At 35.6% G+C, this 16583-nt stretch carries 12 protein-coding genes; 4 read left to right on the top strand and 8 right to left on the bottom strand.

The genetic code is table 11. The features are described from left to right. Positions 1-99 precede the first annotated feature (99 nt). The 4 genes from PQ462_RS18510 (at position 100) to mgrA (ending at position 6350) form a co-directional block, all read left to right on the top strand. Positions 100-1161 carry an SGNH/GDSL hydrolase family protein gene (locus tag PQ462_RS18510; protein WP_274251117.1) on the top strand — a complete coding sequence of 354 codons (1062 nt, stop codon included), beginning with the start codon at positions 100-102 and terminating at the stop codon, positions 1159-1161. Beyond that, complete coding sequence (locus PQ462_RS18505) at positions 1151-2530, top strand: sialate O-acetylesterase (RefSeq protein ID WP_274251116.1); 1380 nt, start codon at positions 1151-1153, stop codon at positions 2528-2530. Before PQ462_RS18510 ends, PQ462_RS18505 begins: the two co-directional genes overlap by 11 nt. A gap of 206 nt (positions 2531-2736) precedes the next feature. After that, positions 2737-5034: a beta-glucosidase BglX gene (gene bglX, locus PQ462_RS18500; protein WP_274251115.1), complete on the top strand. Its 2298-nt coding sequence runs from the start codon at positions 2737-2739 to the stop codon at positions 5032-5034. Positions 5035-5393: 359 nt separating this feature from the next. Further along, positions 5394-6350 (top strand): L-glyceraldehyde 3-phosphate reductase, encoded by a 957-nt coding sequence (mgrA, locus tag PQ462_RS18495; protein ID WP_274251114.1) that lies wholly within the window; start codon positions 5394-5396, stop codon positions 6348-6350. 127 nt (positions 6351-6477) lie between these two features. On the opposite strand, the gene PQ462_RS18490 is transcribed toward mgrA, so the two are convergent. The 8 genes from PQ462_RS18490 to PQ462_RS18455 form a co-directional block, all read right to left on the bottom strand. Continuing rightward, entirely contained in the window at positions 6478-8457 is a 1980-nt protein-coding gene (locus PQ462_RS18490) for a glycoside hydrolase family 97 protein (RefSeq protein ID WP_274251113.1), read from the bottom strand. 97 nt (positions 8458-8554) lie between these two features. Then, positions 8555-8695: a hypothetical protein gene (locus PQ462_RS18485; protein WP_274251112.1), complete on the bottom strand. Its 141-nt coding sequence runs from the start codon at positions 8693-8695 to the stop codon at positions 8555-8557. A gap of 36 nt (positions 8696-8731) precedes the next feature. Then, the gene (locus PQ462_RS18480) at positions 8732-10021 is read right to left on the bottom strand and encodes a glycoside hydrolase 5 family protein (protein WP_274251111.1); all 1290 of its coding nucleotides are present in this window, start codon (positions 10019-10021) and stop codon (positions 8732-8734) included. A gap of 147 nt (positions 10022-10168) precedes the next feature. Then, a complete protein-coding gene (locus PQ462_RS18475; protein WP_274251110.1) occupies positions 10169-11398 on the bottom strand; it encodes a glycoside hydrolase family 26 protein in 1230 nt (409 codons plus the stop codon). 3 nt (positions 11399-11401) lie between these two features. Continuing rightward, a complete protein-coding gene (locus tag PQ462_RS18470; RefSeq protein ID WP_274251109.1) occupies positions 11402-12592 on the bottom strand; it encodes an AGE family epimerase/isomerase in 1191 nt (396 codons plus the stop codon). A gap of 6 nt (positions 12593-12598) precedes the next feature. Further along, entirely contained in the window at positions 12599-13789 is a 1191-nt protein-coding gene (locus PQ462_RS18465; protein WP_274251108.1) for a glycoside hydrolase family 130 protein, read from the bottom strand. 31 nt (positions 13790-13820) lie between these two features. Continuing rightward, positions 13821-15212, bottom strand: coding sequence for an MFS transporter (locus PQ462_RS18460; RefSeq protein ID WP_274251107.1), 1392 nt, complete (start codon positions 15210-15212; stop codon positions 13821-13823). A 40-nt stretch (positions 15213-15252) separates the two neighbouring features. Next, positions 15253-16389, bottom strand: a complete 1137-nt coding sequence (locus PQ462_RS18455; RefSeq protein WP_274251106.1) for a glycoside hydrolase family 26 protein — start codon at positions 16387-16389, stop codon at positions 15253-15255. Between the last annotated feature and the right edge of the window lie 194 nt (positions 16390-16583).

Genomic DNA, 16583 nt, shown 5'->3' with positions numbered 1-16583 from the left:
TTTTTGAAACAGTATTTGAAATATATTTGTGAATTGCATTTATATTTTAACAAATAAATTATGTTTCTCAAAAAAAGAGCTCTTTTAATTTTGTTTTTGTTGAATTCAATTATTTCAACCTCACAAATTCAAAATTCAGCAAAAACTTTTTTATACGAAGGCCGAATAGATAAACTTCAAAATGATAACATCATTTTAATTGGAACTGCTTCTTCTGTAACTTTTAATTTTACAGGAAACGAATGTTCAATTTCACTTCAAAGCGTAGATTCTTATGAACATCATAATTATGTTCAGTTGGTTTTGGACGGAAAATATATTGGAAAAATCAGAATTGAAAAAGGCGCAGTACAGTCATTTCCAATAAAAGTAACTTCAAATAAAAAAGAACATCGTTTAGAAATTTATAAAAATACAGAAGCGCACAGCGGTGGTATTTTATTTGCCGGAACAACAGCAAAACTTACTGCAATTTCTTTTAAAAAGAAAAAGAAAATCGAATTCATTGGAGATTCTATTACCTGCGGCGCCGCAAGCGATCCGTCTGATGTTCCTTGTGATAAAGGCGAATATTTTGATCACCATAATGGTTATTACGCTTATGGGCCAACACTTTCAAGAGAAATAGGAGCAGCATATTTGATGAGTTCAGTTTCGGGAATTGGAATGTACAGAAACTGGAATGACGAAAATAAAGATGAAGTTATAATGCCGGACGCTTATCCGAATTTATATTTAACCAAAGATTCTTCAAAACCTAAATACGATTTTGCTTTTCAGCCTGATATTATCAGTATTGCTTTAGGAACAAATGATTTTTCGGGAGGAGACGGCAAAAAGGAACGTCTGCCTTTTAATGCTGCTAAATATGTTTCAAATTATATCAATTTTATAAAAATGCTGTACGAGCATAATCCGAATGTACAGATTGTCATTACAAACAGTCCAATGGTTAACGGCGAAAAAGCAGTAGTTTTTGAAGAGTGCCTCAAAAAAGTAAAAAATGCTTTTGCAGAAGATAAAAAACACAAAGCAATCCAGATTTTCAAATTCAAACCTATGACGCCAAAAGGGTGTACAGGTCATCCAGATGTTGCCGATCATAAAGTTCTGGCAGATGAATATGGACCATTTTTAAAAAAGCTTTTAAATGAAAAATAATCTACTATTTGTTTTCTTTTTAATGATTTGTGTTTCAGTAAAGGCAAATATTACGCTTCCTAATATTTTTGGAGATAATATGGTTTTACAGCGCAATTCTGAAGTTAAAATCTGGGGCTGGGCAAATCCAAAAGAAGAAATTAAACTAGTTTCGGGCTGGAACAATCAGGAATATAAAACCGTTGCCAATAATCAGGCGAAATGGGAACTTACTATTAAAACTGCTGAGGCGGGCGGACCTTATACAATTTCGATTAAAGGATATAATGAAGTTGTACTTAAAAACATTTTAATTGGAGAAGTCTGGGTTTGTTCCGGACAATCGAATATGGAAATGTCGGCCAGCTGGGGAATCGAGAATGGTGATGAAGAAGTAAAAAATGCCGCAAATCCGAATATCCGATTTTTTACAGTTTCAAAATCTACTGCCGTAACTCCGCAGAATAATGTATTAGGAAATTGGGTCGAATCGACTCCGGAAACCATGAAGTATTTCAGTGCCGTTGGTTATTTTTTTGCCAAACGTTTGCGCGAAGATTTAAAAAATGTTCCAATTGGATTGATTTCTTCAAACTGGGGCGGAACTCCTGCCGAAATCTGGATGCCGGAAGAAGTTGTTCAAAATGATCCAGTTTTATTAGAAAATGCTAAGAAGTTAAATGAACAAGAATACGGACCACATCAGCCGGGACGTGCCTATAATGCTATGATTGCTCCAATTACAGGGTTTAAAATTGCTGGAACAATCTGGTATCAGGGCGAATCGAATGTGGGTTCTTTGGTTTACGATAAAACGCTTTCGGCTTTGATTGCTTCATGGAGAAAAGCTTGGAATGATGAATTCCCTTTTTATTTTGTTCAGATTGCACCATATAAAAACGGAACAAATAATTTCTCGAACGTAACGGTTAGAAATTCTCAAAGAAAAATTTTAAAAGAAGTTCCAAAAACAGGAATGGTTTTGACTTCTGACATTTCAGATACGATTGATATTCATCCAAAAAACAAAAAGTCGGTTGGAATTCGTCTTGCAAATCTGGCTCTTGCTGAAACTTATAAAGTCAATTCAAATTTGGTAAACGGACCACTTTTTAAAGATTTTAAAACAAATAAAAATAAAGTGACAGTCTCTTTTGATTACGCTGACGGATTATATTTTAAAAACAAAATTTCAAATCAATTTGAAGTTGCGGCAGCTGATGGAGTTTTTTATCCAGCCGAAGCTTCAATTAAAAATAACGAGGTGATTTTGACAAGTAAAAAAGTATCGAATCCGGTAAAGGTGAGATTTGCCTGGGGAAATACGATCCAGTCAGATTTGTTTAATAAGGTGAATTTACCGGCTTCTTGTTTTACGACAGAATTTTAGAATGTAGATTTTAGATTTTAGATTTTTTGCCCGCGGATTTTACTGATTCAACTGATTTACACAGATGTTTTGTTTGCTTTGTCAGGCTGAGCGAAGTTGAAGCCCACAACGTATAATTTTAATCTCGCAAAGACGCAAAGTTTTGAAAAAGCTTAGAACCTCAGAATCTTAGAACCTTAGCACCTTTTAAAAAAAACTAACTAACCATGAAAAATAAAAAAATAATAATTATTGGGGTTTTGTCCCTGTTTACTGTTGGAAATATGAATGCACAAAAAAAGCCGTATTTGGATAAAAATAAAACTATTGAGCAAAGAATTGATTTGCTTTTGCCTTTGATGACTTTGGAGGAGAAAGTGGGGCAGATGAACCAATATAACGGTTTTTGGGACGTAACGGGACCAGCTCCAAAAGGCGGAACAGCTGAATTAAAATACGAACATTTAAGAAAAGGATTAGTCGGCTCAATGTTAACGGTTCGCAGTGTAAAAGAAGTTCGTGCCGTGCAGAAAATTGCGGTTGAAGAAACCCGTTTGGGAATTCCGCTGATTATTGGTTTTGATGTAATACATGGTTATAAAACGTTAAGTCCGATTCCGTTGGCAGAAGCGGCAAGCTGGGATTTAGAAGCGATTAAAAAGTCGGCTGCAATTGCGGCAGATGAAGCTTCGGCATCTGGAATTAACTGGACTTTTGGGCCAAATGTAGATGTGGCAAATGATGCGCGCTGGGGACGTGTAATGGAAGGCGCAGGAGAAGATCCGTATTTAGGAAGTAAAGTGGGTTACGCCAGAGTAAAAGGTTTTCAAGGGGAAACTGTTGCAGATTTAGCAAAAGTAAATACGATTGCAGCTTGTGCAAAACACTTTGCGGCTTACGGCTATGTTGAAGCGGGATTGGAATATAACATCGTTGATATTAGTAATTCTAAATTGTACAATTCAGTTCTGCCTCCTTTTGAAGCGACGGTTGAAGCTGGAGTTCGTACGTTTATGAATTCGTTTAATACTTTGAATGGTGTTCCTGCAACGGGAAATGCTTTTTTGCAAAGAGATATTTTAAAAGGAAAATGGAAGTTCGACGGATTTGTGATTTCTGATTACGCTTCGATTCGCGAAATGATCGCACACGGCTATGCAAAAGACGAAGCCGATGCAACGGCAAAAGCGGTAATCGCAGGTTCTGATATGGATATGGAATCCTATTTGTATGTGGCAAAACTGGTTGATTTGGTAAAATCTGGAAAAGTAAAAGAAGCTTTGGTAGATGATGCCGTTCGCAGAATTTTGCGTGTGAAATTTGAATTGGGATTATTTGATGATCCGTACAGATATTGCGATGAAAAACGCGAAAAAGAAGTTGTGGGAAGTAAAGCCAATAACGAAGGCGTTTTGGATATGGCAAAGAAATCTATCGTTTTATTGAAGAACGAAAAGAATCTGCTTCCGCTAAAGAAATCAGGGCAGAATATCGCTTTGATTGGCGCTTTGGCGAATGATAAAAACAGTCCGTTGGGAAGCTGGAGAATTGCGGCTTCTGATGATACTGCTGTTTCAGTTTTAGAAGGAATGCAGCAATACAAAGACAATCAGCTGACTTTTGAAAAAGGAGTTGATTTACTAAAACAAAAAGCGACTTTCTTAACGGAAACAGTTTTTAACACAACAGACAAAAACGGATTTGAAGCGGCTAAAAAAGCAGCAAAGAATGCCGATGTTGTGGTAATGGTTTTAGGTGAATACGGCTTCCAGAGCGGTGAGGGAAGAAGCCGTACTGATTTAAACCTGCCTGGTTTGCAGCAGGAATTATTAGAAGAAATTTATAAGGTAAATCCAAATGTGGTTTTGGTTTTAAATAATGGTCGTCCGTTGAGTATTCCGTGGGCGGCAGAAAATGTTCCAGCAATTGTTGAGGCTTGGCATTTAGGAACACAGGCAGGAAATGCGATTGCACAGGTTTTATACGGAGATTACAATCCAAGTGGGAAACTGCCAATGTCGTTTCCTAGAAATGTAGGTCAGGTTCCAATTTACTATAACAAATACAGTACAGGAAGACCAATTGACAGTGATAAAAATGTTTTTTGGTCACATTATATGGATGTGGAAAAAACGCCTCAGTTTCCGTTTGGTTTTGGATTGAGTTACACGACTTTTGATTATAAAAACCTGAAACTAAATAAAACATCTTTTGCAAAAGGAGAAAAAGTTGAGGTAAGCGTTGAGGTTACCAACTCAGGAAATTATGACGGAAAAGAAGTGGTGCAATTGTATATTCACGATGAATATGCAAGTATCGTTCGCCCAATAAAAGAACTAAAAGGTTTTGAATTGATTAACCTGAAAAAAGGTGAAACTAAAACGGTAACTTTTACTTTAACGGATAAAGAACTTGGTTTTTATAATAACGAAGGAACTTATTTGGTAGAACCGGGAACTTTTAAAATCATGGTTGGAGGAAGTTCTGATAAAGGTTTGCAAAGTGGTTTTGAGATAAAAGAGTAATTCTTTTTGAGGTTCAAAGGTTCAAAGGGACAAAGTTTCAAAGTTTTTTTTGAATAGCCCCTAGCTTCAGCTAGGGGAATAAGATTTGAATAGAAAAAGGCTTTAGCCAAACTTTAAAGTTTGGCTAAAGCCTTTTTGATTGCGTTTATATTTTCATCCAGCTAAAGCTGGACGCTATTGAATATTATTTTTAAATTAAAACTTTGCAACTCTGCGACTTTGCGAGATTAATTGTAGGCATATTTTCTCTCGGAGATTTAGCAAATTAGGCAGATTTTTTTATCTCCTAAATCGGCTAAATCTGCGGGAGATTTTTGTATTTTTAAAATCTATTAAAACTCCAACTTTAAAATTAAACAATGAAATATAACAGATGCGGGAAAAGTGGATTGCTTCTTCCAGAGATTTCCTTAGGATTGTGGCATAACTTCGGTTCGGTTGATAATTTTGAAAATGCCGAAAGTATCGCTATTGAAGCTTTTGATAAAGGAATTACTCATTTTGATTTAGCGAATAATTACGGGCCGGTTCCGGGTTCGGCTGAGGAAAATTTCGGTAAAATCTTGTGGCACAACTTTCAGGGAAATCTGCGCGATGAAATCGTGATTTCTACTAAAGCAGGTTACACGATGTGGGATGGTCCTTATGGAGATTGGGGTTCACGAAAATATCTGCTTTCGAGTTTAGATCAGAGTTTAAAGCGAATGAGTATTGATTATGTTGATATTTTTTACTCACATCGTCCAGATCCAGAAACGCCGATTGAAGAAACTATGATGGCACTTGATCATGCAGTTAGAAGCGGAAAAGCTTTGTATGTTGGAATTAGTAATTATTCTGCCGAACAAACGAGAGCTGCAGTTGATGTTTTAAAACAATTAGGAACGCCGTGTTTGATTCATCAGGCGAAATATTCAATGCTGGAGCGCTGGGTTGAAAACGGATTATTAGATGTTTTAGAAGAAAAAGGAGTGGGCTGTATTGCGTTTTCGCCTTTGGCACAAGGACTTTTAACAGATAAATATTTAAACGGAATTCCAGAAAACTCAAGAGCGCATAATCCAAACGGACATTTGAAAGAAGATGAGGTAACACAGGAACGCATTCAGAAATTAATACAGCTGAATGAAATTGCTCAAAATAGAAACCAGTCTTTGGCACAAATGGCTTTGGCTTGGCTGCAAAAAGATAAACGAATTACGTCGGTTTTAATTGGTGCTAGTTCTGTAAAACAATTATGCAATAATATTGATTGTCTGCAAAATACTGAGTTTTCGCATGATGAATTGAATGCCATTGAGAAGATTTTATCTTAATTGTGAGTTGTAAATTGTGAATGCACGGGATTGTAGATACGCGTCGTAGTCAAGTTTAGATTCTAAATAGTAAACTCGACAGGTTTTTGAAATCTGTCGGGTTTGTTATATAAAAATGGATGTAATTTTATTTAATAATCATCGCCAATCCGCCGCCGTTTGCTAAACGATATGTTAGTTTTGTGGATGAATCAATAGTAACAATTTCTTTTTTATAATCAGTTGCAGCTTTGTCTGCGTTAAGACCATCTGAGAAAATTTCTGCTTGGAATTTTTTCCCTTTTTCAAGGAAAGAAAAATCAATAGTAATGTCTCTGGAATCCCAATTTGTTATTGCGCCTAAATACCATGTATTTCCTTTTCTTCTGGCAATTGAAACGTATTTTCCAACTTCTCCATCAAGAGCAGCAGTTTCATCAAAAGTCGTTGGGACTTTAGCAATAAAATCTGTGTTTTCCTGCTCTTTCATAAAAGCAGTCGGGCTGTCGGCCATCATTTGCAAAGGGGCTTCAAAAATCGTGTAAAGTGCCAGCTGGTGACATCTTGTTCCCTGACTCATCGGGTTGGAGTGGCTAGGTTTGAACTCGCTTTTTGTCGCATTTCTCATTGCACCCGGCGTATAATCCATTGGACCTGCCATCATTCTGATAAACGGAATTGTGGTGTCGTATAATGGGACATCATCATTTGGTGTCCATTTATTATTTTCTAAGCCTTTTACACCTTCAAAATTTAAAATATTTGGATACGTTCGCTGAATTCCGGTTGGCTTGTACATGCCGTGAAAATCAATAATCAGTTTGTGATTGGCTGCTTTTTGAGCAATTTCATAAACCGAGTTTACCATTTTAGCATCGTCACGATCAATGAAATCAACTTTGAAACCTTTTACACCCAATTTAGCATAATTGTCAAAAACGCCATCAATATTTTCATGCAAAGCCATCCACGAAGCCCACAAAATAATACCAACATTTCTTTCTTTCGCGTAAGCAATTAAAGCTTCCAAATCTACATTTGGGTTGTGTTTCATAATGTCGGTTTCAACACTCCAGCCTTCATCCAAAACCACATATTCAACTTTGTTTTTAGAAGCAAAATCAATGTAGTATTTGTATGTCTGCGTATTAATTCCTGCTTTAAAATCAACGTTATAAATATTCCAGTCGTTCCACCAGTCCCAAGCCACTTTTCCAGGTTTTATCCATGAAATATCTTTTATTTTTGATGGTTCGGCTAATTTCTGGATCATATCATTATTGGCTAAAGCAGCATCATTTTCAGAAATAACAATCGCTCTCCATGGAAAAGTCCGCGTTCCTTTGGTTTTTACCAAATAATCGGCTCTTTCGGTAATTAATTTGTTGAGGTAGTTGAATCCGCCGTTGGTTTCTTGAGTTGGATATTTAGAAAAACGAGATTCAAAACCTGTTTTGTTTTTATTATTGGTTACAAATAATCCCGGATAATCTTCAAGATTTGCTTCTAGGAAAACAGCTTTTTTACGATTTTTATAATCAATTAAAAAAGGTAAAAATGCCAGAGTATCTTTAGAAAATCCGCTTATTTTTTTGTTTTCGTAATGCGATTCGAACGAGGAAATAAATTGGTCTTTTGGATTTCTTAAATCACGCACATACGGCATTAAAGTATTGTAATCCTGATCGAAATTTAAAGAAACGTTTTCCCATTTTACGGTAATATTCTTTTTCTTTTTGGTAACAAAACGATAAGCAGCGCCGTCATCAAAAACGCGAAATTCGATGCTGAAATCATTTTTAAAATTTAAAACCAGCTGATTGTATTTGTTTTGAACTGTTTTCTTTTTATATAAAGGTGTTTCAAATTCAGTATTTACACTTTCTTTTTTGGTATTTAGTACAACCGGATTTTTTCCTAAAACGGTATTTTCATCTAAAGTCATCGACATTTCAGAAGGTGCCAGAATCAAATCTTTTTGATGCGAAATCGTCCATGAAATTTTATCACTCACAACAACTGTAACTTCGATTTTTCCATCAGGAGAATTAACAGTAAAGTTCTGTTTTTGCTGTGAAAAAGAAAGATTTAGAAATAATAAACAAAAAAGAATAATTGCATTTTTCATCTGGATGTTTTTTAAACCATATAAGTTATATAAGTTCAGTTTAGAAAAGAGCCTAAGGCTCGATTAATATTTTAGGGCCGGATTTTAATCCGGTTATTTATAAATGTATCAATAAAAGAGATCCGTAGGATCGGAACATTTTATTTGCAGTATCATGTGTTACGTTTCTACGGAACTCTTCTATTAGGTTGATCTTTTTATTCAACGGATTGAAATCTGTTGCTGCAATATAAATCATTCTTACGGAATTTTAATTTCAGCTTATATGGAGAAATTACTTTTTCTTCAATTCTAAATTGTAGTTTTTGACAATTTCCAATGTTGATTTATCGTCATTAAATACAGAATTTAAACCTTGTGGTTCTTGCGGCGGATCTGTTGTGAAAGGCTCTCCGGGATTCCATTTCCCATCAGGGTGAATTGCTTTTCCTTCGCCTCCGTAACCCCAGAAATTTGCAGCTCTTAAAGGGCCGTTATTTTTGACACTTTCTGCAACTCTTCCAAAAATATAGCTGTAAAATTTATCTCTGTAAACAGAAGATGCTCCTGCATTCAAGCTTTCATTTTCTCTCGGAAGCCCAAATTCTTCAATAATGATTGGCCTTTTTAAATTTTCTGCCACTTTAATATGGTCGTCAATATATTTACCAGCATTTTCTATTGTTGCTGGTATTGTAGCTTCGGCATTATCTGCTTTAAACCAGTTCCAGTTTTTAGGCCAGATGTGCATTGTTAAATAATCAATATTTGGGTTTTTATGTGTTCTTTCGAAGATTTCCATGCTGTCATTAGAACTGTTTTTTCCTTCAGAACCTGTAGAAACCAAATGATTTTTATCTAAACTGTCGATCAAATCCACAATATTATTGAGCCATTTGGTGAATTTTGCTTCATTTTCTACCGTAAAAAGTCTGGGTTCATTCCCAACTTGCCACGACATAATGGTATTGTCTTCGTTGTATTTCTTTTTAGAATAAGCGTTTGTTCTGCCAATAATAAATTTTACATGATTATTAAGCGCTTCCATACAATGTTCACAGCTGTGAAATTGTTCTGTATACGACATAAATTGAGGCCAGGTATTCGGCGGAATATTCGGAACTGGAATTGCTCCTTTACCATTCCATTCTAAATATTGCGACATTCCGCCAGACCATTCCCAGTTATTGGTTAAGTATAAAACGGCATACATTTTACGTTTGCTCATTTCGCTGATAAGAAAATCCAATCCGTCTAATAAATCTTCATCATATTTACCCTGCTCGTATTGCAATGCAGGACGAACTGTAAAATCGTATTTTCCGCCATCAGCCCCAACTAAAATACGCAAATTATCAATTCCGTTTTTCTTCATTACATCCAATTCACGAAGCAGTCTTTTTCGATCGCCAATTTTCTTTGAGGCAAGCATGCTTCCGTACCAATAATTGGTTCCAATGTAAGCGTAAGGTTTATCACCTTTAAAGAATTCATTTCCTTTTACAGTAATTCTTTCCTGCGCCTGACAAGCAATTATGGAGAAAATTAAAGAAAAGCTGAAGGTTTTGAGAAGTTTATTTTTCATGGTTTGTTTTTTTGGCTGTTTAATGGCACGCTGATTTTACTGATTGAAACAGATTGTTATTTATAAGCTTTTAAAATCTATCATTAAGTTGTCAACAATGAAAAATCTGCTGCATCCGTTTGATCTGTGTGCTATTGCGGTACAATATTATTTCGGCATTTCATACATTTTCGGCAGTGTGTTTAATAATGCTGATTTTGTTTTAGAACTGTAGGTTTTAAAATCTACTGCGTTAGAAACTGAGCCGGTTGGTACATAATAACCGTCTTTGTTATTGTTCCAAAACATGACATAACTTATCTGAATATCATTTTTGGTTAAAGCGTTGTATAATAAAGTCGAAAACCAATCTGTAATGGCCGGCGTTGTACTGGCAACGCGATAACCTGTTTCGGTTAAAGCTGCAATTTTTACTTTTGCTTTAGCGTAATCAGAAAGAATTTTGAGTTTCGCATTTGCTTTGTCAGATCCCGTTTGACCTTGGTTATTGAAATCACCATAATTATCCATTCCTATAATATCGACATATTTATCGCCCGGATAACGGCTTAAATAATTGGCTTCGGTTGTGTATGAATTATCAGGAGAAAAAGCATAGAGAATATTGTGAACCCCTTTTGTGTTTTTTAAATAATCAACAGTAAACTGAAAAGCCTGTTTGTATTCTTCGGGCGTGCAAAAACTGGCACCCCACCAAAACCAGCTTCCGTCAAATTCATGAAAGGGTCTGAAAATTACGGGAATCAATTCACCATTAGAACCTTTTAGATTTAAAATAACGCTGGCTATTTTATCTAATTTCTTTTTGTACCATTCATTGTTTGCTCCACCAGGTAAAATGCTTTTAAAAGCTGCTGCTTTTTGTTCGGCTGTCATATCGGCTGCATAAAAAGAATCTTCTTTGTTAGGTTCTCTTAAATGCCAGCTAAACGTGTTGATTATTCCTTTTGCGTAAGCGGCTTTAACATCACTTATAATTTTTTGTTCCTGCTGATAAAACCAGTTATCTGCTTGGTTATTATTGTTTTTGTCGGTGATAAACATAAAGTCTGACCCTAAAACTGCCGGATCGTAACCTGTATTTTTTTTGATGTCAGAATCTCCGCCGGCATCTTGGTAAAAGCTGTTAAATGCATCTTGCTGGCCAATTGCCGTTTTGGTTTTGGCAAGCCTTTTTAAATTATAAAATAAAGCCACAGTTTCTTTTGTCGCATTTGCATCGACCATAAATGTTGGAGCATTTTGAGTTGTTAAAGGATCTGCTTCTACCACCGGATCGATTATGATGACAGGATCTGATTCGTTATCAGAAGAACAACTTATAAATGCTAGAACGGTGAGGCTTATAAATGCTATTTTAAGAAATGCAGTCTTCATTTTTTAGGTTTTAATTCGGTTAATAAGTTCTAAACAGGCACGGCTGTTATGATACGGACATTTCCAGAATCCGGCTTTGTCTTTTTCGATGAGTGAATAATCTTTATGAATTCCCCAGAACCATTCACCATTTTTATGATCCAAAATGTGTTTTTTAATGAAATTCCAGTTCTCAAAAACGATTTTGAGATATTCTTCATTTCCTGTTAATTGATAGGCATTGTAAAAACCAATCAGTGCTTCGGCCTGAACCCACCAGTGTTTTTCGGCAATTAATTCGTTTTCTTTAGGTTCAAACTCGTACCATAATCCGCCATCAGTATCTAATCCTTCTTTGGTAACTTCGGCAATTTGAACAGCGTGTTTTTTATAACTGGCAATTAGATTTTTCTCTTCTAAAACTTCGGCACATTGCAATAAAAGCCAGGCTGCTTCTATGTCGTGTCCGTATGAAATTACGTCTGGTTTTTCGATCCAGTTTTCATCAAAAAACAAACGAAGATGTCCGGTTTCGGTATTAATAAAATGTTTTTCTATTGTTTCTAATAGTTCGATGCTGTCTTTTTTGAGTGTTTCATCTTTCCAGACTTTAAACAAATTGGCATACGCTTCAATAATATGCAAATGTGTATTCATCGTCTTTTTTTCGTTGGCGTCTTTGTCGCTTAAACGTAAATCTTCAATGGGCTGCCAATCGCGTGTAAAAGCTTCGAGATAGCCTTTGTTTACAGGATCGTAACTGTATTTTTGTATGCTTTTGTATAAATTAACAGCAGTTTCTAAAGCTTTTTGATCTTGAGAAATAACATAATATTCAGATAATCCATAAATAGCAAAAGCTAAGGCATAGATTTGGTTTTTAGTGTCTTTTGGTGTTTTATCAGCATTTATGCTCCAAAAAAGTCCGTTAAATTCAGGATCGTAGAAATATTTTAAAAGATATTCAAAAGCTCTTTTTGCAATTTCTTTGTGGTTTTCTTTTTTTGTGATCTGATAACTGGATGAAAATGTCCATAAAATTCTGGAATTCAAAACGGAACCTTTTTCGGCATTAGCAATAATATGATCGTTGAAATCGATCTGCCCGACAAAACCTCCATTTTGATTATCGAGCGTATGTTTTGACCAATAATTTAAAATCGAGTCAAGTTCGGCTGTCAATTCAGATTTAAGCTGTTTTATATTTGCTGGCACGTTCTATTATATTGCGTTATTTTTTTCAATTTGATTGATTATCGTTTCAACAGAACCTGCTGAAATAAAAGTATCTGCCGGAGTATTGATAACATAATCGACTAATTTTTCTACAGAAGAAACGGCAACGTGCATTCTTGTGTCTGATGATGCGTAATACACATAAACGGTTCCGTCTTCATCTTCAATCCATCCGTTAGAGAACAAAACATTCGATACGTCGCCAACTCTTTCGATACCTTCCGGACCCATAAAATGACCTGCGGGAACGTGAGTTACTTTCGAAATATCATGTAAATCAGTCATGAACATATATAAAGTGTAACGTAATCCTGCGGCGGTGTTACGAACTCCGTGTGCAAGATGTAACCAGCCTTTTTCCGTTTTAATAGGAGCAGGGCCAAGTCCGTTTTTTAATTCATAAATGGTATGATATTGTTTTCCAAAAATGATTTTTTCATCTTTTACAACAGGATTTTTCATGTCATCAACATATCCTAAACCAATTCCGCCACCAGAACCCACATCAATAAAACCGTCTTGTGGGCGTGTGTAAAGGGCGTATTTTCCGTTTACAAATTCAGGGTGTAAAACTACATTTCGCTGCTGTCCTGTATTCGAAATTAAATCCGGCAGTCTTTCCCAGTTTATTAAATCTTTTGAGCGTACGATTCCTGCATTGGCTACAGCCGAACTTGTATCGCCTTTTGGAGCTTTTGGATCTTTTCTTTCAGTGCAAAAAATACCATACACCCAGCCGTCTTCGTGGTTTATCAAACGCATATCGTAAACGTTGGTGTCTGGTTCTTCGGTTTGTGGAATTACACACGGTTTGTCCCAAAATTTGAAGTTATCTACGCCGTTTGGACTTTCTGCAATGGCAAAAAATGATTTTCTGTCAATGCCTTCTACGCGAACTGCCAAAAGGTATTTTCCATTCCATTTCATGGCTCCGGCATTGAAAGCGGCATTCATCCCGATTCTTTCCTGTAAAAACGGATTTGTTTTTTCGTTTAGATCAAAACGCCAGTTTAACGGAACATGTGATGCGGTAACCACAGGATTTTGATAACGCTGGTAAATTCCGTTTCCGGCATTTTCCTGCGGTGCATTTTTTTGCTCGATTAATGTTTTATGTTCTTTTTCTAATGCTGCTTTTCGATTTTGAAAAGTAGTTGAAGAGGATATTGTTGTCATATTTTTTGATTTCGGTATCTGATTTATTTTTTTAGTTTGCGTGGTCTCTTTTTTCGTTTAAATCTTGTTCAATTGTCTGTAGTTTTTCTTCGGATAAAGGATAGAATAAAATGAAAACGACTGATATTGAGGCTGCGATTGCAGGAAGTATGCTTAACATTAATTGAATTCCGTTTTGGGTTACGGCAGTCTGCTCAACATTGGCCTGAAAGCCGTAATATGCTAAAAGCCATCCAGTTCCGGCTCCTCCAATGGTCCAGCCAAATTTTTGTGACATTGATGAAGCTGAGAAAACTAATCCTGTGGCTCTGCGTCCTTGTTTCCATTCAGAATAGTCAGCGCTGTCTGCGTACATTGACCAGATTAAAGGAAAAATACAGCCGGCACAAATGCTGATTAAAACCTGAAAACTCATGATTAGGAATACATCTTCTTTTCCAAAGAAATAGAAAATTAAACTTAGAATGGCTGCGATTGCCATAGCGCCAAAAAAGGTTTTCTTTTTACCAATTTTATTCGCAATTGGTGTCGCAATAATAACTCCGATAATATTGGCTGCCTGCCCCAAAACCAAATAAATTGAGGTTGGTGTCATGTGAAAATCGGTGCCAAAAAGCGAAAAGTCAAAATTTACATTACTGCTTACATAATATTTGAAATAGTAAACAGCAGCGCCGTCTCTGATGGAATTAAAAACCAAAGTCCCGATTCCGGCTCCTAATAAAATCCACCACGGTTTATTTTTTAAAAGATCTTTTAAATCTTCTTTTAAGTTTGATTGTTCGTTTTCGATAGGTTTTACTCTTTCTTTTGTAAAGAAAAAGCAGGCCCAGAAGAATACAGTTGTAATAACTCCAAAAACAGATATAGTAGCGAGCCAGCCGGTTTTAGAATTTAGGCTTCCGCCGAAATAATTTACAAGAGGTTCAATCAGCCAAAGTGCTAAAAGACTCCCGCCAAAGGCAAAAACCATTCTGTAAGAGGATAAAGTGTTTCTGTCTTTTCTGTCAGACGACATTACGCCCAAAAGTGATGCGTATGGAACGTTGATTAAGGAATAAATCATCATCATTAAAGAATACGTTACATAGGCATAGATTATTTTTCCTTTTTCGTCAAAGTCGGGTGTATAAAAAGTTAAAACACCAATCACAGCAAAAGGCACGGCAACCCATAATAAGTAAGGTCTGAATTTTCCCCATTTCGTTTTGGTTCTGTCTGCGATGATGCCAACAATTGGGTCAAAGCAGGAATCCCAAATTCTGGTAATCAAAAACATAGTTCCTACTATGGCAGGTGCTAGTCCGAAAACATCGGTATAGAAAAACAAAAGATACATACTAAAGATTTTCCAGAACATTGATGAAGCGGCATCTCCAAGTCCGTAACCAATTTTTTCTTTTAAACTAATTTTGTCGTGCATTGAGTGGTTATTTTAAGGTTTTGATTTTTGAGTCTGGTAATTATTTTAAAGCTTTTTTTATGTCTTTTTCAAAAAGGGTTTTGTCGAGATTGTAATATTCAATAAAGTCTTTTTCGCTTACTTGTCCTTTAAAGGGAGCATAATAATGCATTTTCTTTTCGTTTTCCTGCCAGCCGTGGTTTCTCCACAATAAAACATAGGATATTTTATAATCTCCAATGGCTTTAGAGAGAGTTCCTGTCCACCATTTTGGATCTGGTACAGCTTCATAACCTGCTTCGGCAATGGCTGTTAATTTGTGTTTTTCATGACCAATTTCATCGATGATTTTCAATTGTTTTTGAACTTCTTCAATAAATTTTTGTCCGTCTTTATCATTATTGTTTTGATAAGAATCAAAGCTTATAATATCGACAAAATCATCACCGGGATAATTTGCCAGAAAATCATCTTTTGTATTGAAACTGCTCGTATTGTATACATAAATTAAATTATGAACGCCTTTTTTCTGAAGGTATTCAAAAGTAAATTTCCAGGCTGTTTTAAATTCTTCTGAAGTGCAATTTCCTTTTCCCCACCAAAACCAGCCTCCGGTAAGTTCATGATAAGGTCTAAAAAGAATTGGAATGTTTTTTCCTTTTTTGTCTTTTAACGAAAGAAAGAAATTGGCAGCTTTATCAAGCCATGAAGTAAATTTTTGATGGTTTTCGCCTCCTGGTAAAATTGTTTTTAGTGAATTTGGAGTATTGTCCCAGGCATTTTTTCCTGTTGCGGGATTATCAAAATGCCAGCTTATGGTTGAAATACCGCCTCTTTCATTGGCTTCGATAATATATTGTTTCATTTTTTCGAAAGGAACGCCGTCTATATTATTGGCATCATCTTTTTCTAAGCCTGCAATGTCCCAGCCGTAAACTGCAGGATAATCTCCGGTAACATCTTTAATATCGCTTCGGTTGTTTTCGTATTTCCAGTTTACGCCATAAGCAAGGTCATCCTGATGCCCAAAAAGATATCCTTTTTGCACCAGTTTGTTTAGGTTTTTATACAGAAGAACGGTTTCGGCTGTTGCTTTTTTATCTGAAAGTGACAAATTCGTATTACTATTGTTATGCTGGGCAGAACAGGAAGTTCCTATAAAAGCAGTGATTAAAAGTGTATAAAAGTATTTTTTCATTTTGTGAAAATATTGTTTTTCAGCGTATTTCTGCTATTTTGCCGGAAATTTGCAGATCTTGATTAATGCTGTTTTTGTCTATTTGTAATTCAGTATTGTTTTCCTGATAAAATTATTAAAACTATAAAAAGGTTAAGTATTAAAAATGATTATTGTTTATTATTAATACTGTTTTTGTAAAGTTGATAATTTTA

This window comes from Flavobacterium sp. KACC 22758 (genome assembly GCF_028736135.1).
In the GTDB taxonomy this organism is placed as follows: domain Bacteria; phylum Bacteroidota; class Bacteroidia; order Flavobacteriales; family Flavobacteriaceae; genus Flavobacterium; species Flavobacterium johnsoniae.
This window is presented reverse-complemented; position numbering and strand designations above follow the sequence as displayed.